The 22,676-nt window shown below is 52.7% G+C and carries 13 protein-coding genes; 5 read left to right on the forward strand and 8 right to left on the reverse strand.

All coding sequences use genetic code 11. From position 1 onward, the window contains the following. The first annotated feature begins 351 nt into the window (after positions 1–351). On the forward strand, positions 352–1,860 hold the full coding sequence (locus CHL74_RS12945; RefSeq protein WP_141241337.1) for a peptidase: 1,509 nt from the start codon (positions 352–354) through the stop codon (positions 1,858–1,860). 445 nt (positions 1,861–2,305) lie between these two features. On the opposite strand, the gene CHL74_RS12950 is transcribed toward CHL74_RS12945, so the two are convergent. Next, positions 2,306–2,884, reverse strand: a complete 579-nt coding sequence (locus CHL74_RS12950; protein ID WP_094881633.1) for a sugar transferase — start codon at positions 2,882–2,884, stop codon at positions 2,306–2,308. A 159-nt stretch (positions 2,885–3,043) separates the two neighbouring features. Here CHL74_RS12950 and CHL74_RS12955 point away from each other — a divergent pair, with 159 nt between their 5' ends. After that, positions 3,044–5,992, forward strand: coding sequence for a PEP/pyruvate-binding domain-containing protein (locus CHL74_RS12955; RefSeq protein WP_094881634.1), 2,949 nt, complete (start codon positions 3,044–3,046; stop codon positions 5,990–5,992). A 195-nt stretch (positions 5,993–6,187) separates the two neighbouring features. Here CHL74_RS12955 and rplS read toward each other — a convergent pair whose 3' ends face one another. Continuing rightward, a complete protein-coding gene (rplS, locus tag CHL74_RS12960; RefSeq protein WP_094881635.1) occupies positions 6,188–6,547 on the reverse strand; it encodes a 50S ribosomal protein L19 in 360 nt (119 codons plus the stop codon). Between the two features lie 276 nt (positions 6,548–6,823). Then, positions 6,824–6,994: a 4Fe-4S binding protein gene (locus CHL74_RS12965; protein ID WP_007897308.1), complete on the reverse strand. Its 171-nt coding sequence runs from the start codon at positions 6,992–6,994 to the stop codon at positions 6,824–6,826. A 215-nt stretch (positions 6,995–7,209) separates the two neighbouring features. Between CHL74_RS12965 and porT the strand changes: the two genes are divergently transcribed. Continuing rightward, positions 7,210–7,968 carry a type IX secretion/gliding motility protein PorT/SprT gene (gene porT / locus CHL74_RS12970; protein ID WP_094881636.1) on the forward strand — a complete coding sequence of 253 codons (759 nt, stop codon included), beginning with the start codon at positions 7,210–7,212 and terminating at the stop codon, positions 7,966–7,968. An 85-nt stretch (positions 7,969–8,053) separates the two neighbouring features. Here porT and CHL74_RS12975 read toward each other — a convergent pair whose 3' ends face one another. Together CHL74_RS12975 and CHL74_RS12980 are read right to left on the reverse strand one after the other, a co-directional pair. Beyond that, positions 8,054–9,145, reverse strand: a complete 1,092-nt coding sequence (locus CHL74_RS12975) for a phosphotransferase enzyme family protein (RefSeq protein ID WP_094881637.1) — start codon at positions 9,143–9,145, stop codon at positions 8,054–8,056. 26 nt (positions 9,146–9,171) lie between these two features. Further along, complete coding sequence (locus tag CHL74_RS12980; RefSeq protein ID WP_094881638.1) at positions 9,172–9,399, reverse strand: hypothetical protein; 228 nt, start codon at positions 9,397–9,399, stop codon at positions 9,172–9,174. A gap of 103 nt (positions 9,400–9,502) precedes the next feature. Between CHL74_RS12980 and CHL74_RS12985 the strand changes: the two genes are divergently transcribed. After that, positions 9,503–10,684 (forward strand): phosphoribosylaminoimidazolecarboxamide formyltransferase, encoded by a 1,182-nt coding sequence (locus CHL74_RS12985; RefSeq protein ID WP_094881639.1) that lies wholly within the window; start codon positions 9,503–9,505, stop codon positions 10,682–10,684. Positions 10,685–10,785: 101 nt separating this feature from the next. Beyond that, the gene (locus CHL74_RS12990; protein WP_094881640.1) at positions 10,786–10,989 is read left to right on the forward strand and encodes a hypothetical protein; all 204 of its coding nucleotides are present in this window, start codon (positions 10,786–10,788) and stop codon (positions 10,987–10,989) included. 109 nt (positions 10,990–11,098) lie between these two features. On the opposite strand, the gene CHL74_RS12995 is transcribed toward CHL74_RS12990, so the two are convergent. From CHL74_RS12995 to CHL74_RS13005, 3 genes are all read right to left on the reverse strand, one after another. Next, positions 11,099–11,947 carry a bifunctional metallophosphatase/5'-nucleotidase gene (locus tag CHL74_RS12995; RefSeq protein ID WP_094881641.1) on the reverse strand — a complete coding sequence of 283 codons (849 nt, stop codon included), beginning with the start codon at positions 11,945–11,947 and terminating at the stop codon, positions 11,099–11,101. Between the two features lie 40 nt (positions 11,948–11,987). After that, positions 11,988–12,755 (reverse strand): 5'-nucleotidase C-terminal domain-containing protein, encoded by a 768-nt coding sequence (locus CHL74_RS13000; protein WP_094881642.1) that lies wholly within the window; start codon positions 12,753–12,755, stop codon positions 11,988–11,990. A 201-nt stretch (positions 12,756–12,956) separates the two neighbouring features. Beyond that, positions 12,957–22,445, reverse strand: coding sequence for a LamG-like jellyroll fold domain-containing protein (locus tag CHL74_RS13005; protein ID WP_094881643.1), 9,489 nt, complete (start codon positions 22,443–22,445; stop codon positions 12,957–12,959). Positions 22,446–22,676: the final 231 nt, after the last annotated feature.

A 22,676-nucleotide genomic window follows, 5' to 3' on the forward strand; every position in this document is an offset into this window, starting at 1 on the left:
ACGAATATCGGTTCTGTCACCTGGTCTCAGCTCGTTTTCGTCAAGGTATATGTGAACAAGCTTTGTTTCTTTCTTTTGCTCTACAAACACGTCTTTAAGGTCGAACCAATCCAGCATGTGTTCGGGCAAAAGACATTCTGCAAGGAGTCTATACTTTTCCATATTTATCCGTTCTTTGACTTTATAAACGGACAATATAGTGTTTTTATTGTACTACGATATCCACACACTTTTTCCAGTGGTCCAATATATGCCTTCTGTTCGCAGACTGTTATTGAAGGCGTCAAGCTGTATACGGAAGGTTTATATGGCATAGGAGGAAATGATGGCGAGAGTGGGGAGGAGCTCATCGTGCGCAACGCTTACGTTGAGGCTACTGGCAGCAACGGCTCGATCTGCGACTTCCAGAACGTCGTTCTGGACGGGTGCTCCATCACCCAACCTGCTGGTGCTGCCTTCGACGCAAATGTGCATGCCGTGGCGCTCAACGGCGTGAAGGTCACCGACAAGGTGGTGATTAAGCCAGACAACTATGGAATTTTGATTGCCGGCAAGGATGTGACAACCCAAAACTGTGCTGACCTCAGCATTATTGAGGGAGTGAGCGGCAACGTCTCTTTCGACCCCGACACCAAGACCCTGACTCTTGCGAACGCCACCATTGAGGTAGATGGCTATAACGCCGTCCTTAACCAAACCTGCAAAGACCTTTTGATAGAGTTGATCGGCACAAACACCATTAATGTCACCAACTCAGCTGGCATATATCTGTGCGAGACGACAGCTATCAAGGGCGAAAGCGGTTCTAAGCTCAGCATAACGAACGACAGATGCGCCGTGCTTTTTGAGGGCTCCCCCCTCGAGATTGTCAACTGCTGGTTGGAGGCAGAAGGCGAATGGGGCATATCAGCAAACGACAACGTGGCAGAAGAGGTGCTCACCATACGCAACTCTCACGTGGAAGCTACGGGCCCCACAGGCTCAATCTGCGACATCGCCGGCCTGAAGCTTGAGGGATGCTACATCGACATTCCGTCCAAGGCGGCATACGACGCCGATTCGTTGGCGGTGGTTGTGAACGGAAAAACCGTAACCTCCAAAGTTGTGATTGAACCCGACAGCTATGGCATCTATATCGCCGACAAGCCGGTGACAACACTCAACTACAAAGACCTCACAAGCATCTACGGAGTGAGCGGCAGCGCCTCTTACGACCCCGATACAAAAACCCTCATTCTCGACAACGCCACCATCGAAAGAAACTCTACCGACGGAACGGGCATTGTGAACAAGACTGTCTCCGACTTCACCGTCAAGCTGATTGGCAATAACACCGTTACTGCCGACCTGGCAAGCATGGTGTTGAACCAGACGTCTACCATCACCGGCGACGGTTCGCTCCATCTCACGAGCAAGCGATTCTGTGGTCTCGACATGGAGGGCGCTTCCGTAACCATCAACAACACCAGTCTGTTTGTTAAGGGTGGCTATGGCATAGCAGGTTATATTGGAGCAAAGAGCGAGGTGCTCACCGTGCGCAACTCTTACGTAGAGGCAGAAGGCAGCGGCAGCGGATCTATCTCACTCATCAGCGACCTCATCCTCGACAACTGCGCCATCACACAGCCCGTCGGTGCGGAGTTCGACGCCGACCAAAAGGCGGTAGTCCTGAATGGCGAGGTGCTTAAGTCGAAGGTGGTGATCGAGCCTTCCGCAAGCGGCATCAACGACATCACAGCAGACGTGCCCGCACGTAAGAAGGGCATCTTCACCGTTCAGGGTGTGAAGCAGACCAAGTCATGGAACGAGCTCCCCGCCGGCATCTACATCGTGGACGGCGTGAAGCGAGTGAAGAAATGATTAAACAAGCCTTCATGTCTCATGCAAATATCGTACAAAAGAGTAAAAACCTGTTACAAAATAAAAATCGGTTTTAGAGATTTGTTAGGTCGTTTTTGTGGGGTTTTTTCATCGTTGTTGAGCCCATAATATACAAAAGAGCCACTTTTACAGTCCAATAGTGCCACTATTAGAGTGTAAAAGTGGCGCTATTGTATGATAAAAGCGCCACTATTGGAGTGCAAAAGTGGCACTATTGCAACCCAATGATGCTTGTTTGGCTCCACCATTCATTGCACACTTCTTTTCTTAGCCGTATAACCTTCTGTGCATCAGTATGCTATCGCTGCACGCTCAAAACTCGAAAATTTCGCACCAATGATTTCTTTGTGCGCTGAACGAGGAGTATTGAGCATTAGAAATGCAAATATTGTCTTTGGCGGAACCGCCGAAGAGTTAGGATAAATCAGAATTTCTTTCCGAAGACGATGCTTATGAATGTCTTGAACAGCACCTTGGTGTCGAACCACATTGATTGGTGCTCAAGATAATAGAGGTCGAGCTCCAGACGACGCAGCATCTTCTCTATGGTGTCCGTATATCCGTTGTAAAGCGTGGCGTAAGAAGTGACGCCCGGGCGGATCTTGTAGAGAAGTTCGTAACGCGGGTCGCGCTCCATAATCTGGTCGATGTAGAATTTGCGTTCGGGACGATAGCCGATGAAAGCCATATCGCCTCGCAGGACATTCCACAACTGGGGAAGTTCGTCAAGGTGATGGGCACGCAGAAACCTACCCACACGCGTGAGGCGCGGGTCGTTCATGGCTCCGTCGAGCAGCAGCTGCGGACCCTCCTGTTCGGCGTCACGACGCATGCTGCGGAATTTGTATATATTAAATGGCTTGCCGTGCAGTCCTATGCGCTCCTGGCTGTAAATGGCAGGTTGTCCGTCTTCCAGCAATATGGCAATGAAGCATATGACGAAGAGCGGCGCAAAGACAATAATACACACACAAGCTATCAAGAAATCAAGGAATCTCTTCATCTTGCCTTTTTGAGTAGTCTTAAAGTCTTACAAAGGTAACCCTAAATTTCCAAATTACATAATTCTTTGCCACCGAATTGCTTAGTTTGGGGCAAAATCGTTAATTTTGTATTGTTTAAACAATCTTTCAACTATAATTATTAGGGAGGAACCGAATCTATGATACCGCAGGAATATCGCCAGTTTTATCTGAAGGATGTGACGTTCGTCAATCTTATGATGCGTCGCATCTATAATGTCCTCATCGTCGCCAATCCGTACGACGCCTTCATGCTGGAGGACGACGGACGTGTGGAGGAGAAAATCTATAACGAGTATGTGGAGCTCGGACTACGTTATCCGCCAACCTTCACGCAGGTGAGCACCACGGAGGAGGCTTACCAGGTGCTCAGCACCATGAACATCGACCTCGTTATCTGTATGCCGGGCAATGCCGACAACGACGCGTTCTCGGTGGCGAGGGACATAAAGGCGGGATTTCCGGATATGCACTACGTGGTGCTCACGCCTTTCTCGCACGGCATAACGAAGCGCATGCAGAACGAGGACCTCAGCATCTTCGACTATGTGTTCTGCTGGCTCGGCAACACCAACCTCATTCTCTCCATCATCAAGCTCATAGAGGACAAGATGAACCTCGAGCACGACATACAGGAGGGTGGCGTGCAGATGATATTGCTCGTGGAGGACAGCATCCGCTTCTACAGTTCTGTTCTTCCCAATCTCTACAACTACATCCTCGCACAGAGCAAGCGCTTCTCCACGGAGGCGCTCAACCGCCATGCCGCCACGCTGCGTATGCGCGGACGTCCAAAGGTGGTGCTCGCACGCAACTATGAGGAGGCGCTGGCGCTTTATGATAAGTATGCCGACAACGTGCTCGGCGTAATCAGCGACGTACGCTTTCCGCTCGGTGGCGTGAAGGACCCTGAGGCGGGTCTGAAGCTTCTGCGCGTCATCCATCAGCGGGCGCCCTTCCTGCCGCTCATCATGGAGAGCTCGGAGACGGAGAACAGGGCTAAGGCTGAGGCTGAAGGCTTCCGCTTCGTTGACAAGAACTCGAAGAAGATGTCGCTGGACCTTCGATCCATCATGGAGGAGCACATGGGCTTCGGCGACTTCATCTTCCGCGACCCGAAGACGAAGGCGGAGATTATGCGCATACATAACCTGAAGGAACTGCAGGACAACATATTCCGTATTCCGGACGACTCGATGCTCTATCATATCTCGCGCAACCACATGAGCCGCTGGCTCTCGGCGCGTGCCATCTTCCCCGTGTCTGACTTCCTGAAGAAAATCACGTGGGAACGTCTGAAGGACGTCACCGCTCACCGTGAGATTATCTTCGACGCCATCGTGCAGTATCGCCACATGAAGAACATCGGCGTGGTGGCTGTGTTCGACCGTATGAAGTTCGACTCGTACTCGCACTTCGCCCGCATCGGCGACGGTTCGCTCGGAGGAAAGGGCAGAGGTCTGGCTTTTCTTGACAATATCATAAAGATGCACCCCGACTTCAGTTCGTTCCCCGGCGTGACGGTTCAGATTCCGAAGACAGTGGTGCTGTGTACGGACGTCTTCGACCAGTTCATGGAGCAGAACAATCTGTACCAGATAGCGCTCAGCGACGCCTCCGACGAAGAGATACTGCGCCACTTCCTGCGTGCGCAGTTGCCCGACTCGCTCATCGCCGACTTCTTCACGTTCTTCGAAGCCACGAAGAGTCCGGTGGCAATCCGCTCGTCGTCGCTCCTCGAAGACGCTCATTATCAGCCGTTCGCCGGAATATATGCCACGTATATGATTCCGTATCTGGAGGACAAGTATGCCATGCTGGAGATGCTGGCGTGTGCCATCAAGAGTGTGTATGCGTCGGTGTATTATCGCGACTCGAAGGCGTATATGACCGCCACGAGCAACGTCATCGACCAGGAGAAGATGGCTGTGATACTGCAGGAGGTGGTGGGCAAGCAGCACGACGGACGCTACTATCCCAATTTCTCCGGCGTATTGCGGTCGCTCAACTATTATCCCATCGGGGACGAGAAAGCGGAGGAGGGCATCGCTTCGCTGGCTCTCGGACTGGGCAAGTATATCGTGGACGGAGGACAGACCCTGCGCGTGTCGCCGTATCATCCGCATCAGGTGCTTCAGACCAGCGAGCTGGAGACGGCGCTGAGACAGACGCAGACCCGATTTTATGCGCTCGACACGCGCCATGTGGGTAATGACTTTACGGTGGACGACGGTTTTAACATCCTTAATCTCAGAGTGAAAGAGGCTGAACGCGACAATGCGCTCTCCTATATCGCCTCCACGTACGACCCTTACGACAATGTAATACGCGACGGACTGTACGACGGCGGACGTAAGGTGATAAGCTTTGCAGGTGTGTTGCAGCAGGACGTATTCCCGCTGCCAGAACTGCTGCAGATGTCGATGAAGTACGGAGCAGAGTCGATGCGTCGCCCCGTGGAGATAGAGTTTGCTTGCAACCTCAACGAGGACCGCACGGGACAGTTCTATCTGTTGCAGATTCGTCCGATTGTCGATTCGAAGCAGATGCTCGAGGAGGACGTGGCTGCCATCCCGGACGAGGACTGTCTGGTCCGCTCCCACAACTCGTTGGGTCACGGCGTTAGCGAGGATGTCACGGACGTGGTGTACGTAAAGGCGGACGACAACTTCTCAGCTGCCGAGAATCCGACCATCGCACGCGAGATAGAAAAGATAAACTCCGGTTACTTGGACCGTGGACAAGGCTACGTGCTCGTGGGTCCGGGACGATGGGGTTCGTCTGATTCGTGGTTGGGCATACCGATTAAGTGGCCGCACATCAGCGCTGCGCGTGTGATAGTGGAGGTGACTCTGAAGAATTATCGTGTAGACCCGAGTCAGGGCACCCACTTCTTCCAGAACCTGACCTCCTTCGGTGTGGGCTATTTCACGGTGGACGAAAACCGCAAAGAGGGCGTCTTCCACAAGGCCATGCTCGACGCCATGCCCGCCGTGGAAGAGACCGAGCACGTCCGAGTGGTGCGTTTCAGCAAGCCGTTAAGAATATTGATGGACGGAAAGAAGCAGGAAGGTGCCGTGGTGCCATAAGGAGTTTTAGCTTGTTGGCGTTAAGCAATGGGAGGCTGCGTGGCTACGGCGGGACGCCATAGCCTCCTATGTTGGCCTTGTTAGCTTATTATGAATGCCATATTGCTTTGTTATGATAATATAAAAATAAAAAAGGATTCCGCTTTGCAGCAGAATCCTTTTTTATTTCTTTTCGTGTGGTCAAACCGTTCCGAATTACTCGCCGGTGATGACACGACGCTCAGCGATACGAGCCTTCTTACCAGTGAGCTTGCGGAGATAGTAAAGCTTGGCGCGGCGAACCTTACCGTGCTTGTTGATCTCGATGCTGTCGATGTTCGGTGACTCGATGGGGAAGATACGCTCTACACCTACAGTACCAGACATCTTGCGAACGGTGAAGCGCTTCTTGTCGCCATGGCCAGAGATCTTGATAACTACGCCACGGTAGAGCTGGATACGCTCCTTTGAACCCTCGATAATTTTGTAAGCGACTGTGATTGTGTCACCAGAGCGGAACTCCGGGAACTTCTTGCCGGTTGCAAATGCTTCTTCAGCAACTTTAATTAAATCCATTGTAAATTTTGATAATTAAATTTGTTTTATCGTTCTCGCGCAACTTAACTGGGCTACTCTTCTTCCCGTCATCGGTTACGCCGAAAAGCGGATGCAAAGTTACGACTTTTTCGCCTAACCCACAAGTTTTCAATGCTTTTTTAACTTTTAAGCCATCGAAAGTCCCGCCTTATATAAAACAAAAACGGTTGTGACATCCGTTTTGCGGAATATCACAACCGTTGTATGGGTTTTCGTAGTGTCCTGCTATGCAGTCACTGTATGAAGCTCCCCTAATTACTCGCCAAGGCTGATAGCCTCCTGAGGACATACGCTTGCGCATGTGCCGCACTCTGTGCAGAGATCAGGGTTGATTGAATACTTTTCGCCTTCAGAGATTGCCTCTACCGGGCACTCGCCAATACATGTACCGCATGCGATGCAGTCGTCACCAATTACGTAAGCCATAATTAAAATCTATTATAAATTGTTATTAATGTTAATTCGTTCGGGTTGTTCAGGCAGTTAGTTCTGACTACCTATTTTTGAACGTTGCAAAGTTAATAATTTTCTTCGATATACCTACAAGTGGGTATGGGTTTTAACATATTTATACGTATATTCTTCCTTACCTGTGGTTTCTCTCACAATAAGCGAGCCTTTTTTGCGTTATATAGATTAAGATGAGACACGCACATTACATACTATATATATTATTGGCGACTTTCCTCGCCTTGCCGTTGAGGCTGTCCGCACAGGACCGCACAGTGCAGAACCGTCCCTATACTGACTTGCGCCCGTTCCATTTCGGTGTGATTGTGGGTACGCATCTGCAGGACATAGAGCTGCGCAATGTTGGTCCGCAGACCATTACGTACGCTGACGGCACAACGGCGGAGGCGCTTGTCACGACGGAACAGAGCCGTTGGGACCCGGGCATCAATGTTGGTGTGCTCGGCGAGTTCCGCCTGCACGAGCATTTCCAGTTGCGTATTGCCCCGACAATGTATTTCGGCGCACGACACATTGTCTTCCATGACCTTCTCAACGTGGACAACAGCGGACGCCCTGCGGAGGTGCGTCAGGACATGAAGTCGGCGTATATCACCACGTCTTGCGACCTGATATTCTCCGCTCCACGCTTCAACAATCACCGTCCTTACCTCATGGCTGGCGTCGTTCCGATGCTCAATCTTACGGGTAAGAACAGCGATTATCTCAGGCTGAAGCGATATAATCTCTCAATGGAGGTGGGCTTGGGCTGCGACTTCTATCTGCCTTTCTTCAAGTTGCGTCCCGAACTTAAGTTTGTCTACGGACTCGGCAACGCCCTCGACACCAATCACTACAAGGATCTGCGCGACAAGAACATGCTCAAATACGCGCAGTCGGTGGACGATGCCCGCCAGAAAATGATAGTGCTCAACTTCTATTTTGAGTGATAAACGATAATTATACGATTTCTATTATACGATTTGTATAATCGGTTGGTTTTTTATATCATTTATAAATAGAACTTCTGATTCCTTACCTGGTGCATTCACCGATAAACTCCTTCATCTCTTCCTCGTGCTCACGTGCCTTGAGGAAGAGCTGCCACTGGTTTTGTGCTCTTACGAGGTTGTGTTCGGCGAACTGGCATTTCCAGTAATGGTCGCCTGATACGTAGTCCCAAAGGAAGCGGACGCACTGCATGTAGGGGAAGAGTTCGGCGGCGTAGGGTAGGAGCGACACCTCCAACGGCGTAAGGAACGATCCTGCCGTCTCCAGATATCCACGTGTGAAGGCGCGGAAGATGTCCATACGGAAGTCTATTTTGTCGAATTCGGCAGAGTCTTCGGCTATGGTGTTGGCGGCTGTGCGCAGGAAATCGCCGTAATCGCTTGAGAAGAGCGACGGCATGACGGTGTCGAGGTCGATGACGCATAACACGTTGCCTTCCGTATCGAACATCACATTGTTCACCTTCGTGTCGCAATGGCATACGCGCAGAGCCAGCTTGCCCTCACGAAGAAGACGCTCACCCTGGCACATCTCGTCCATATACGATTCAATCTGATTCACAAATTCAGCCACGGAAGCGGCACGTCCTACGGGATCGCGACGAAGAACGTCGCGCAGCTGGTCGCGTCGCAGCTCCATGTTGTGGAACGACGGGATGGTTTCGCCCAGCTGGTCAGCCACGTCAGTAAGCATCGATTCGAAGTTGCCGAAGGCGTTGCCGGCGTTATAAGATGATGTCTCGTCCACCTTCTCAATGGTAACGGCGTTGCTGATGAATACCGACACGCGCCAGTACTCGTCCTTCTCCTCGTCATAATAGAAAGTCTTGCCCTCCTTGGTGGGCAGGAAAGTCAGCACACGGCGGTCGATGTCGGGCGTGCCGGCCTTCTCAAGCTGTCGGCGAATGTGTCCGGTCACTACCTCGATGTTATGCTGCAACAATGGCACGTCAGTGAAGATATGATGGTTGATACGCTGCAGCACATAGTCATGCTCTGCGGGTTCGGCTGTCGTAATCTTGTAGGTGTCGTTTATCAGACCGTTGCCGAGAGGCGAAATCTGGCTGATGGTGCCCTGGATGGCGAATTGGCTTGCAATGTTCTTGATATGTTCCATAAGTTTGTTTTAGTAGTATAAGGGCGTCAATCCTTAAAGTTCTCCTGTCCGTCCGCCTCTCCGTTAAGCGCATCCTTGAACGCTTCCCAGTTCTGGAAGCCCACAAGCAGCGAAATCTTGTCGAGAGTTTCACGTTTAGGTTTCTCCGTACCCTTGATGTAAAGGGCAAGTTTGTCGAGGGCGCGAACCTTCTGCGGTATGCGTCCAATCTCATGCTCTACGGTGTCAAACAGTTTCTTTAATGCGTAATTCATAATACATAACGTCCTTAAAGCGTAATATTTGGGGCAAATGTACTGATTTTTAGTGGAAAAATAGTAATTTTGCAGACATATTTTTCATTCTTATAATCACTGTATGAAAGAATTAGCACTTAAGTACGGATGCAATCCGAACCAAAAGCCCTCCCGCATCTACATGGAGGAAGGCGAACTCCCCATCGAAGTACTCAACGGCCGTCCCGGCTACATCAATTTCCTTGATGCCCTCAACTCATGGCAGCTTGTGAAGGAACTGAAGGCAGCCACCGGTCTGCCCGCCGCAGCGTCTTTCAAGCACGTCTCTCCCGCAGGAGCCGCAGTAGGCTTGCCTTTGAGCGACACGCTGAAGAAGATTTATTTCGTTGACGACGTGAAGATAGAGTTGTCTCCGATTGCATGCGCTTATGCACGTGCCCGCGGCGCCGACCGCATGAGCTCTTACGGCGACTTCGTGGCTCTTAGCGACACTTGCGACGCTGCCACAGCCACACTCATCAAGCGTGAGGTGAGCGACGGCGTAATCGCACCCGACTTCACTCCCGAGGCCATCGAGATTCTGAAGGCAAAGCGCAAGGGCACATACAACGTGATAAAGATAGACCCCGCTTACGTGCCTGCACCGATAGAGCACAAGCAGGTGTTCGGCGTTACCTTCGAGCAGGGACGCAACGAGGTTCGTCTGGACGACCCGAAGCTCTTCGAGAACATCCCCACAAAGGCAAAGAACTTCACTCCCGACGCCATCCGCGACCTTATCATCTCGCTCATCACACTGAAGTATACACAGTCGAACTCAGTATGTTACGTAAAGGACGGCCAGGCCATCGGCATCGGTGCCGGACAGCAGAGCCGCATCCACTGCACACGTCTCGCAGGCAACAAGGCTGACATCTGGTGGCTTCGCCAGCACCCGAAGGTGATGAATCTTCCCTTCGTGGACAACATCCGCCGCGCTGACCGCGACAACACCATCGACGTATATATCTCTGAGGACCATGACGACGTTCTGCGTGATGGAACATGGCAGATGTTCTTCAAGGAGAAGCCCGAGGTGCTCACAATGGAGGAGAAGAAGGCATGGATAGCCGAGAACCGCGGCGTAGCTCTCGGTTCGGACGCTTTCTTCCCGTTCGGCGACAACATCGAGCGTGCTCACAAGAGCGGCGTAGAGTATATCGCACAGGCTGGTGGTTCGGTACGTGACGACAATGTCATCGACACTTGCGACAAGTATGGCATCACAATGGCGTTCACCGGCGTGCGTCTGTTCCATCATTGATACTACGAGTTGACAAGATATAAGTTGACGAGTTGACAAGATACAAGTTGATTGAAAAATATTCTCATGTCAACCCTTTAATTTTTTAAAACAAAACGATTATGAGCAAAGGCGACGATATAGACGCAATCATTGCCAACGGCATCTCTTGGGGTCGCGGTGGAGCAAGCAGCTCTTCCAAGAACGACGACAAGGTGAAGACGAAGGCAAAGAAGAAGAAGTACATCACCGGTGCCCATGGCAGCGGTTCGGCTCGTCAGAAGGCTAAGTACCGTGAGCAGCGAGCCAACAGAAACAAGAAGTAACATCAACCATCCTATAAACGTCAAGGGTGTGCAGCCGACCGTCAGGTCAGGCTGCACACCCTTGATTGTTTTTGCGGTATACGGTTGTTTGTTGTTTGTCGGACGGTTCTTACTTAGCCTTATCCAGCTTCATCATTATCTTTCCCACGAAGATGGCATGCTTGCCGTTCTGGTCGTCCGGAATCATCCGTCCGTCGGCATTCTTCGCGTACTTCAGCGTTGTGAAGTAAGAATGGGAATGTCCGCCGAGTACGAGGTCGATGTCGTGGTTGCGGGCAATCATGTCCTCGTCGTCCACGTTCTGCGCCAGTCCCCATCCGAGATGCGAGAGGCATATCACCACGTCGCACTTCTCCTCCTTCTTCAGCTTCTTTGCTATGCGGTCGGCAGTCTCAACGGGGTCAAGGTATTTCACGCCCACACACTTGTTCTCGTCCACCAGTCCCAACATCTGCGGGCAGATGCCGAGTACGCCGATGCGCAGTCCGTTGCGTTTCAGAATCACGTAAGGCTTGACGATGCCCTCGACGGGAGTGCCCGTAAAGTCATAGTTGGCGCATACCACGGGGAACTTCGCCATGCGGAAGATGCGTGCCATGTTGTCCAGTCCGTAGTCGAACTCATGGTTGCCGATGGTCACGGCGTCATACTTCATCATATTCATCAGTCCAATCTCCACGTCGCCCTTGTATATCGTGTAGAACGGCGATCCCTGCGAGAAGTCGCCGCTGTCGAAGAGCAGCAGGTCAGGATTCTTCTCGCGTTCCTGATTTATCATTGCCACACGTCTTACGAAGCCGCCGCGTCCAGCCACGAGAGTGTCCTGCAGGTTGGGATTGAGCGGTAGGATGCAGGAGTGTGTGTCGTTGGTGTGGAGTATTTCGAGTGTCTTCTGCGCTGCAGCCGTCAGCGTGGCGAGGCAGAGACATGCCGCCACGAATATTTTTCTTATTGCCATTGATGTCATGTGTTTTCGCTTGTTATTGTCCATTGTTATCTTACTTCACGGTGATGCGTCCCTCCACCTTCGAGCTTACCTCCTTGCCTTTCGACTGAGCGTCCTGGAAGAATTTCTCGATGAGATATCTGACGTTGTTCTCCTCGTCTTGCGGCGACACCACGTCCTTCTTTTTCTTGAATGCCCCCATGTGGTCGTTGCCTTGCGCCACATAGTCGAGTGTGGCGATGCGGTAGTTGGCAGCCGGGTCAATCGGCTTGCCGCCAACTGTGGCTGACAGCAGCTTGCCGTCGCGTGTAATCTCGAGGCGCACCTCATGGCTGACGCCTTCGCCTTTACACAGAGCAATCTGCGTGAACAGCTCCGTCACCTCCTCGCCGGTAAGCGTCAGGAAGCAAATCTTGTTCTCGAAAGGAGCCACGTCAAGGATGTCGCCCTTCGTGACGGCTCCCTTCGTGATGGCAGCACGTATGCCACCTATATTATACACGGCGAAGTCGGGTTTCTCATTGAAAGCCTTGCTGCTCCATATCAGCACGTCGGCAAGGAGATTGGAGAGCTCGCTCTCCGGTCTGTGGGTGGACATATCGTGAGCCGCATATCCCATAACCGGACTCATCATCGCATCCACGCGCTCCTTATATGGAGCCAGGAACGCCACAGCCTCCTGGTTCTGTGCGTTGTCATAGCGCGAGTCGATGAGTATGCGTGAGCGTTCGATGCCCGTGATGGTGTAGTGGTGTGTGGCACACGACGAAGCGAGCAGCGCCGTCGTGGCAAGTGTAAGCAAAATCTTGGATTTATTCATATCTAATTGGTTAACTATGGCAAAAATACAAATAAAATCCGAGAAATCAGTAGTGCTGGCACAATACTTTAGGCTGAAATGCAGTTTAGCGGTGAGAGGCTCAATCAAACCACAAGGCGTACAACCTGAATCCGTGCGGTTTCGGTTGTACGCCTTGTCGTTATTTATTCTTAGTCTGATGGTTCAGACATTGTAAGTTCTTTATTTCAGCACTACTTTTCTTGTTACGGTCATTCCCGTATTTGCGTCGTACGTGCTGCGCATATACACTCCAGACACAGATGGCTTGCCGTTCAGCAACATACCGTTGAGGTCGTACCAGCGTGTGTTGGTGTCGTCATCGGATGTTATGCCGTCAATGAACGTGGTCTTTCCGAATGTCACCTCAAATGGCAACTTGTAAGAGCCGCATATTGCGTCTTCTGCAAAGTCGAGTGTTACGTCCGAAAGCCATGTCTGTCCGTCCTTGGCAAGCATGAATCTCAGTGTGCACTTGCCATCGCCCGGTACGGTGAAGTAAGCATAGCCATCGGCATCGGTAAACTCTGCCGTGCGACACTCGTCGCCTGCGAATACTCCAACCTCTGCATCTTGCTGCACCATGCCGTCAAGGGTCACGCGAGCTGTAATGGTCATGTTGCTCGGATACTTGTGGTGGTCTACAGGAGTGAAGGTGAACTGCTTAGACTGGGCTGCCGCTTTCTTCTGAACATAGGCTGGCAACGATGAAGGATAGTTGAATGTCCTTACGTTTGCGCTTGCGCTCTGCAGCATATATCCCTGTCCGGGAGTGAGAGCCTTCAGCGAGCCGGTCCATTCGTAGCCGTCGAACAAGGCAAATCCATACTGTCCCTTTATCATGTCGCCGTCCTGCGGATCCATTCCTGCAAGAGCGTTGGCCACAGAAGCAGTCTGCGTGTTGTTGTAGGCTATCCAGTTCCATCCCGGCACGACCGTGATGGTGCGGTCTTCCTTCGAGCCATGGCTGCCAATGAGCTTGAGCACCTTGGCGCTTGACATTCTCGCCTTATACATCGAACGGTTGTCTACGTCGAATGACTTGCCATGCCATGTGCCCTTGTCGCAGTTGGCAAACGCGTCCTTGCTCTTCACTGTCTCCACGCCGTCTGCAACACTTGCAAATACGCTGCTGACATTCATGTCGTCGGCCTTGGCGTAGAACGAGGTCCAGTTCCAACCCGTGCTGAGAAGTGTTGTCTGCTCCATCTTGTCTGCAGCTTCGATGAGAAGCGGAGCTGCGTACTTGCCTATGAGTACGTTGGCGCTGAACGTCACGTCTTGCGATGTGGTGGTCACCGGATACATGATGCCGGTGCTTGCGTCGTAAGCCTTGAATGTGAGCGCCTTGCCAGCGTCACTGTCATTGCCGTATACATCAAGCAGCAGGAAGCTGTTGTCATAGCGTGCGTTGTATGCCGGATGTGCTATGCCTCGGCATTCATCGTCAACGAATACGCCTACGATGTCGTCGGCGTCATAGCTCGGCTTGCCGAGGATGGAGAGTGTTCCGATGATGCTCATCGTACTCTCGTACTTACCCTTGTCTACTGTCCAGTCAGGCTTGTCGCCCTCCACTGTGAGTGAGAGTGTGAGCGGCGTGGCTATGCCGTCGTTGCCGGTAAGATATATGGTCTCCTCGTACTTGCCCACAGGAGTAGTCTCGGTCACTTCGAAGCTTATTGTCTCTGTGGCGAGCGGATCTACGGTGCCATACTCTGCGTCTGCCTTGAGCCATGAAGGCATGCCGCTTATGGTCCACATCTGCTGCTTGCCGCTCTTGTTGGCAAAGCTTGCCTCGAAGGTGTGGCTTTCGCCGGTCTTCTTTGTCATCTTCATTGTGTTCTCGCTCCATGCCAGCTCATTGTTGTTGATGTATGCACTCCAGCATACGGGCAGCGAGAGATTGCCGTTGACGTCGCGCAGGTCGCGGACGGTGAAGTTGAGCGTACATGCTGCAATGGAGGCAGGAGTCTCGTTGAGCGTGATGACAATCTTGTTGTCGCTTGCCGTGAACGAGTAGTCGACGTTAGTCTCAGTCTTCTTCTCTCTCAGGGCTGGAGCCTCGTCGGTGAAGGTGAGAGCGTCGGCATACACTGCCTTATGGTCTGTGCGGAGCATGTCGTTGTCGGTGCCCTCGGTCACCACCTGGTTGTATGCATCGAGCGTCTTCTTCTCAAACGGATAGTATGCCACGAGTCCTTGCTCTGTGCCGTTCAGTCGCATCTTGCGGCGCGACTTGAGAATGTCGGCACTAAGAGTGGCGTTCCATAGGCGTATTTCGTCAATATTGCCCACTAGCTGACGGTCGTACTCGTACGTTCCGTCTTCGTTGAGTGTGCGGCGTGCGCCGATGATCATACGGTCGCTTGCCGTTGTTCCGATGCCAGTCACGCTTGTTGCCATGGTGCGCTCGCCGTCCACATACACGGCTGCATTGCCGTTGCGCAGGATGTTGAGTGCCACATGGTGCCAAGCCTTGTCTTGCAGCGATGCGGTGCCGGCAGCGAAGGTGTTGTCGCCGGATGTGAGTTGTAGCACACCGTCGGTGTTCATCCACAGCTCCACTTCGCCAGCCTGCAGCAGCTGGGTCTCGCCTTTCTGCTTGTCGGCGCGCATCCACATTTCGATGGCGCAGTTGTCGGCAGCGAGCGGCGATACGTCGGCGGTAGGAATGTCGAGGTGCGACGTGCCGTCGAGCGTGATGGCCTTGTTCTCGTTGTTGAGATACCAGTTATCGCCAGTCATGCGCAGATGTCGGTTGCGGGCATAGTCGGTGATGACGGTGCCTTCACCCTCGTCCATCTTCCAATAGCCAATCAGATGGCGTGTGGCAGGATTCTTGGTCTTGTTCTTCTCCATCAGCGCCGCTGTCATGTCGTGAGCTTCATCCCAGAGTGTGAGTTCGTGGATGGCTCCCGTCAGGTGCTGTCCGATGGCGAGCGGTCCGTTGCCGTCGTAGGCAACCACTGCTTCGTTGGTGAAGAGGTCGGTGGTGGTGGCGTCTTCTGCCACGGCAGCCTTCAGCGTGCAGCCGTTGGCATTTGCGGCATAGTTGATCGTGAGGTATGCCCACTTGTCGGTAGGCATCTCAGTCTTCGACGTATAGACATTGTCGTCTATCTTCACCTGGAGGTGGCGGTTGTCGTCCATGCCGACCACGAGCTTCTGCTCTCCCTTACCGTGGGTAAGCAATGTGCCTGCGCCCTTGAGGTTCACCCAAGCGTCGATGGCAAAGCTCTTGCCTGCCAGATTGATGTCGGCCTCGGTAGCGGCGGTGTTGTCGGTGCCGGTCATGCCGAGAGCGGTGGCGTGCGACACCTCTGCTCCGTTGAGCACACCGGTGACTATGAAGTTGGCGGTCTTCGTGAGTTCGCCCTTCAGGAAGTTCTCGTTGAACTCGATGCTAACGTCGTCGCCGGGCGAGAGGATGCCGTTGGTAGGCGTCGGCATGCCGAGCGGCTGCGGGCGCTGCATATCCTTCACGAGGGCTATCTCCTCACTGGTGTTATACACTTCCTCATTGCCGTACGTACTGACGGAGAGTATGCGGAAGGTGTAGTTGCCGTCGCTGAAGTTGTGCATTGGCAACTTGTATGACACGGTGGCTGTGCTGGGCAGCAACTCATTGTTCTGTGTCTTGTCAGCCTCGTTGATTACGTATTCGTGAATGAGTGTCCAGTCGGTGTCGCCCTGCTTGCGATACTGTATGCGGAACGCCTTGAGGTTGTGGTAGTCGCGGTCGAACTGGTTGAACGAGATGTTCAGGTCGTCGCCGGTCTGCGAGTTGAGCGTAGTGCGGTCGAGCTTCATCGTCACTGCCGATGATGAAGGCACGAACTGTGCTGTTACGTATACGGTGTCGGCTATCTGGTCCCATGTGCTGGTCGGGTCGTACTGCGACTGTGAGGCGAGCACGATGCCGATGTTCTTATAGTCGAGCACGCTGGTGTTGGTCTGCCAGAGCTGCATGGCCTTGGTGACGGTCTGTCCAGCCGGAATCTTGATGACGCGGTTGTCGGTGAGCGGCATGCCGTCGATGGTGATCTTTGCACCGTCTGGATTGCTCTCGTCTATCATCAGGAGCTTGTAGTAGACGTCCTCGTCCACCTCTGAGGCGTTGGTGAGGCGCAGCGTGTAGTTGGCGGCACTGCCCGTAGGCACATTGCTTACCACAGGTACGTCCACTGCTATCTGCGGCACCTCAATCTGCATGGTGGCTTCCATGATGGTGGTGCCCGGACGATAATACTTGGTCTGCACCTCGCCCTCATACGGACCAGAGGTCTGTCCGCCGCGTGTGCGGAAGATGGGCGAATAAGCACCATACTTATATACGTCCACAGTCAGAGCGTCGTCGTCGGCTTCCTCAGCGAGGGTGTAGCTGAATGACGAGATGTTAGTCTTGGTATCCTCTGAAGTGTGATGCGCTCCGCCTCCAGTCCTTGTAGAGACAGTGCATTGCACACCTGTTTTATTTATGCTCATTCCCCATGAATCAGACAATACGAGAGCCGAAGTAACGGTCCATTCGTGTGTGCTTCCACGGCTTTCTTCTGTCTGTCGGCTCATTGTTATGCTGCTGCCCGAGTCGAACGAGAAGTTCTGATCAAGGTTTTCGTCACGGTTCTCGTATGCAAGTACCTTCTCCTTCTCGTTGGTGGCGAGCGTATTCTCCCAATTCCGGATTTGCGAGTTGCACCATTCCACCGAGTCGCTATAGCAGAGGTTGCTATTGCTTGGCGCGATCATGGTGTATGACGGTCCGCTGACGGACACATGCTTGGTGGCTTTCGGTCCCCATACCTTCTTGTCGTGGTTGGAACTGCCGAAGCGTGGGTCGTCGGCAGCAAGCGTAGTGAGGTATACGGGATGGTCAGTCGTATTGCTGTAGCCCTGGGTACTGGCAACGGTCTGAAGCAGGCTGTTGCGCATGGCGCGCAGGTTTGGCAGCAATACGTTCTCCACGTAGTTTTCCGTGTAGTTGAACATGGTCTTGAAGTTGAGTCCCGTGGTGATGATGTCCTTCAGTTCCAATGTCGCCTTGTCGCTCGTTCCTTGTCGGCGGAAGTTGACATCGCGTGCCAATCCATAGATGAGATTGGTAGCCGAACCGATAAACACGTCGCCGTTGGCACCCACATACTCTGGAGCTGATGATGTGGATATGGTGCGTGTGGCGGTTATGGTGCGGTTCCAAGTGTTGGCATTCTCGCCTTCTGTGAAGATATTAACTCCCACGCTCAGATCGTTCTTGCTCTCTAAACTGTTGAGAAATGCGAAACCAAATATTCCTGTAACGGTCGTTACTTCCACACCCAACTTGGTGGAAGTCAGCACTTCGCTATCAGAAGTCCACACGCTGCCGCTGCTGGTGGATGAGGACGTAACGCTGCCGCTGGTCCACTCGGCGCTTGAGCCAGTTCCGGGAGGGTCGCGCAGAATCATCTCCACAACGTCGGGGCCGCTCGTCACAAAGTTATTGCCTGTGGGCAGCGAACCGAGGATGATGCCGTTCATGCCACTGCCGTCCCAGTTGTAGGTGCGGTCGTCGATGTCGTAGCTGATGGAGAGGGTGCGCGAGTAGGGCGCGGTGATGTTGGGCAGACCTGCCTTCCATGTGTACACGGCGCAACCGAGACTGTCGAGCTGCAACTGATTGCTCTCCAACTCAACCAACGAACCGGCAGCTTTGCCAGCCGGGTTGTTCTCAAGATAAACCTTCTGCGAGGCGGAGAGGGCGTTGTTGATGGTCACCACATTGCCGCTGAGCGGCACACGCGATGTCACCGGCTGGTTCTTCACGTCGCTGTTGACATACTCCTCGAAGCCTTTGAGGTCGAAGGTGTAGTTCTCCTCACGTTCGAAGATGGCACCGCCGTAGTTATATGTCACCTTGCCATTGGTGTCGATGGTGTAGATGTCGTCGATGGTGAGCTTGCCGTTGGCGTCCTCAATTTCATACTTCGACAATCCGAAGGCTCCGTCGTCGTGGCCACGCTGGGTGACGGTGAACGAGGGTGCGCTGTGATAGGTCTGGTTAAGCTTGCAGTTATATGCATACTCTTGACGCACCCCATTCTCTGTGACCAAGGTGTCGGTCAACTGCACGAGCGGATAGGTGGCGTCAACGGTAGTTGCGTCGCCAACGCTCAGGCCGGTTGCCACTACCTTCATGCTCTCCACATTATACATAAGCGGAGGCACCATGGCTGAGAACTCACCTGTGAGCGAGTCGGTGCGTATGAATATCTTCTTGGCGGCATCGCCCGCACCGCGCCACGAATGGCTGGCAATGACGCTGGTGGCTGACTTTACGGCAGCCTTTGAGGTATTGGTCTCGTAGCTGTATGACGTGCCGTTCGTCTTCTTCACCACGTTGAGGCGATAGCGGTCGTTGGTGGGGCTGAGAACGAGTTCGGTGATACCGATATTGTTCTGGCTTGCACCGAATCCGACAGGCTTCTCTCCCTCAATGCTTCCACCTACCACGCGGCCCGTGAAGTTGACGAGTGTCTGGTCGATGAACTCCATGTTCTTAATCTCGCGATCGAACGTAATCTTCACGCCGGCTCCGTTCGGGTCGGCGGGGTAGCGTCCGGCTGATGCAAACACATGGCCGTCCTTCTTCACCTGAACGAAGTGGTCGCCGATGGGCACGCTGATGGTGAATGTGCCGTCCTCTGCCGACTGTATGAGTTCGCCGTCGCGACTGCATATCGTACCGTCAACATAGAAGGTGCATCCCTCCACCGGATAATCGGTGCCCTCGTAGAAGACGGTGCCCGATACTGGGAATGATGATACGTCGGTGAAGTCTACTCCGCTATGCACGAGCGACGAGGCGCTGACGTAGCGTGTGGAATAGGTTGGCGAGTATTCGTGTATGCCCATGGCTGGGATAACCATATAGTTGGTTCCGTCACCTGTGAACGGTACACCACGGATGACGAAGTTGCCTTGTGTGTCGGTCAAGCCAAACAGTCCGAGCTGATGCGATGTCGGAATGACGCTGCCCGTAGGTGATGTGCCAGCACCGAGACGTGCGTGGTTGCCGTTTGCCACGCCACTCGTCTTCGAGTAGTCGTAGGCTGTGGTCTGTCCGCTGAAGCCTTCGTCTACCGGCCAGTAAGCTATGAGTCCGTCTTCCGTTCCGCAGAGGGTGTGGTTGTAGTTGGCGAGGATTTCCTCACGACTCAATGCCTTGCCGCTGAATATGCGCATCTCGTCGATATAGCCCGAGAAGGCATGGTTTGCCGACGACTGGTAACTGCCGCCGAGACACAATCCTGTGTTGTCGGAATTGGCAAACTGCACCTTGGCGCTGAGCTTGTCGGCGAGTGGTACAACGGTAACCGAATCTTCGGCGTTGACTGCCGTCACTGTGGCTGCGCCCGCAGCATCTACGGCGAGAGTCAGCGAAGTGAAGGCGTTAGGCTTCAGATAGATGCCCGTAGGTGCCGAAGCGGATGCGCTCTTGAGGGTAAGCGGATAGCCCTTGCCATTGGATTCTGCAGCACCAAGCGTCAGCTGTAACTTGCTGCCGAGGTCGAGAATGGTTGGAATAGTGCCAGTCTGCGCATCGTCGGGGCGAATCATCATCTGCAGGGTGTATGGCTTGGAGGCGAAATACTTGTTGAGCGTCTCGCTGTCCTTGCTAAGGAACACACCGTCGCCGGCTCCCGACACTCGGAGAGCATAGAACTGTCCGCCCTGCTGCTGTGTGCCGTCGCCACGCATCAATGCCACGCGGGTGCCAGCCACGGCAGTTCCGGTGCCGTAGGTGATGCGGCCCGACACGATGCCGGTGGCGCGACAGAATCCGTCGTCGCTCTTCTCAAGGCGTGTGTCGCTGCCGTCGCACGTGGTGATGCTCACCACCTTGTAGTCGTAATACTGTCCGGGCAGTGCCGTCTGGTCCTCATAGTAATAAGACGAGGCGGTGCCGCTGGTCTTGTAGATGGTCGCCCATGTGTCGGTGCCCTTCACACGGCGTGCCACCTCGTAGCGTGTCACGTCCGATCCAACCTGGTCGGCTTCCCATGCCACCTTCACAAGTCCGTTGTAGTCGCCCTTGGTGGCGTTGACCGCCGTAACCTGCGAGTTGCCCGTGATGCGGCCCTCCAGGATGTTGGCGCTTGAGAAGAGCTTGTTCTCGAGCATCGTGGTCTGCACCTTATATATATAGGTGGGGCAGAGCTTCAGGTCGCGCGTGTCGGTATATTCGTATCGTGTCTTTCCCTTGTCGGTGACGTTGACGGTTGCCACCTCCGTCCAGTCGTCGCCCGGCAGTCCGTTCTTGCTCTCGGTGCGTAACAGCTTGAAGGCATAGCTTTCGTTACCCTTGAACTCGGGGCATTGCCATTTCACCGTGATGGATTTCTTGTCAGAAACCACATCGAAGATGTTAATCGGGAACGAGCGCTGCACGGACTGCGTAGTGCTGGCCATAAGGCTGGACAGCAGTTTGCCTGAAGGCGAATTGGTAGGTACGAAATAAACCTCATAGACGTATTTTTGGTCGTAATCAGGCACGTCGTCCGTGTATTTTCGTGTATTATACGGAATGTCGCCCGCCACTTTCGTTTTGTCCTCTGGGTGCCCGTCAGGGTAACGGTAGATGCTCCATGTGCCATTTGCATATAAATGACGACCATAGGCTTGCCATGTCAACAATATTTGTTTTTTCCACATGTCGGTGGGTGCAGCTACATTGCGAGGAACGTCGTAACTGTAAGGCGTATCCATCTGCCAGCCAAATATAATCGTACTGGGTCGGTCTTTGGGAGTTACAGTAATAGATTTTTGTCTGTATAGATAGAATGAAGACCCATCCGTTTCGTCATACGAAAGCGTCAGCCCATTATAGGTGGATGAGCCCTTGCTGTAGGTCTTGTAAACCGCTTTATTGAGTGTGGAAGGGTCGAAGTAGCGCTTGCCGTTTCCGTAGTCTTTGTAATACGAACCGTCAGTAGTCATGGCCACAGTGGTTGGGCCGTAGCTCGTGTTGAGCTTACTCTCCTTCACCGTCAACGAACCATAGGTACGTTCGTAGGTTGGGCTGTCCGCAAATATGTTCTTGATGCCTCGGCTTCGGAACGTGCGTTCCTCCCACGCTTCACTTGTATTGTTGATTCTCCATTTACCGCGAATCTTGATGTCGTGCTGGGTAGCCACAGCCATCTTGTCCATGTAGATGATCATCTCCACCCAGAACTGTTCTTTCAGTTTTCGTGGGTCCCAGAAGCGTACGGTGTAGTTCACGCCGTCAACTTCTTTGGTGTAGGTGTCGCCCCACCATCCGTTGTTGCCACGCTGTTCATCCAGTCCTTTATCATTACCATAGCCCTTTTCACCTACCCATGACAACTCCCAGTCGGGTGAGCAGATGTATTTGCCATCTATATAAATGGCCGGACCACGGTGTCCTTTCTCCGTTTCATCGTGAAGGAAAAAGCCGTCATAACCATTCATGTCGTAGAACCAGAAAAAGATACCTATCCATGGCTCATCCACTGTGGGGTGATGATAGAGGCGTGAGTAGTAGTCTGTACCTCTGCCATGAGCCGTGTTGAAGTGTTCTCCGGCATACGCCTGCCGCGGCACGGTCATAGCCATGATCAGCAGGAGAAACGTGTACAACCATTGGTTGGTAATCGTAGATTTTTTCATGCTAAAATATATTTATTATTAATTATTAATCGAAAAGACGATAGACATATATAAATGTCTGCAATTCCCGTATATGAGCTGTGTTTAAAAAACGTTTAAATATTAAACATAAAAAATATGAGATTACAAGATATAAAACGATATATAATTAGGTTGTACGTTCTATTGCAACCAAATGGATATAAGAAAGCTATGTGGTTAAAAAGGCATAAAGTATTTCATTATATTGGT

The sequence above is a fragment of the Prevotella sp. 885 genome, from assembly GCF_002265625.1.
Taxonomy (GTDB): domain Bacteria; phylum Bacteroidota; class Bacteroidia; order Bacteroidales; family Bacteroidaceae; genus Prevotella.

What these genes read in the sequence shown, in the direction of transcription:
- CHL74_RS12975 (WP_094881637.1), bottom strand. Translation starts at nt 9,145, where the DNA reads ATGGAACATATCAAGAACATTGCAAGCCAATTCGCCATCCAGGGCACC.
- CHL74_RS13000 (WP_094881642.1), bottom strand. Translation starts at nt 12,755, where the DNA reads ATGAATAAATCCAAGATTTTGCTTACACTTGCCACGACGGCGCTGCTC.
- CHL74_RS12995 (WP_094881641.1), bottom strand. Translation starts at nt 11,947, where the DNA reads ATGGCAATAAGAAAAATATTCGTGGCGGCATGTCTCTGCCTCGCCACG.
- porT (WP_094881636.1), top strand. Translation starts at nt 7,210, where the DNA reads ATGAGACACGCACATTACATACTATATATATTATTGGCGACTTTCCTC.
- CHL74_RS12965 (WP_007897308.1), bottom strand. Translation starts at nt 6,994, where the DNA reads ATGGCTTACGTAATTGGTGACGACTGCATCGCATGCGGTACATGTATT.
- CHL74_RS13005 (WP_094881643.1), bottom strand. Translation starts at nt 22,445, where the DNA reads ATGAAAAAATCTACGATTACCAACCAATGGTTGTACACGTTTCTCCTG.
- CHL74_RS12980 (WP_094881638.1), bottom strand. Translation starts at nt 9,399, where the DNA reads ATGAATTACGCATTAAAGAAACTGTTTGACACCGTAGAGCATGAGATT.
- rplS (WP_094881635.1), bottom strand. Translation starts at nt 6,547, where the DNA reads ATGGATTTAATTAAAGTTGCTGAAGAAGCATTTGCAACCGGCAAGAAG.
- CHL74_RS12990 (WP_094881640.1), top strand. Translation starts at nt 10,786, where the DNA reads ATGAGCAAAGGCGACGATATAGACGCAATCATTGCCAACGGCATCTCT.
- CHL74_RS12985 (WP_094881639.1), top strand. Translation starts at nt 9,503, where the DNA reads ATGAAAGAATTAGCACTTAAGTACGGATGCAATCCGAACCAAAAGCCC.
- CHL74_RS12950 (WP_094881633.1), bottom strand. Translation starts at nt 2,884, where the DNA reads ATGAAGAGATTCCTTGATTTCTTGATAGCTTGTGTGTGTATTATTGTC.
- CHL74_RS12955 (WP_094881634.1), top strand. Translation starts at nt 3,044, where the DNA reads ATGATACCGCAGGAATATCGCCAGTTTTATCTGAAGGATGTGACGTTC.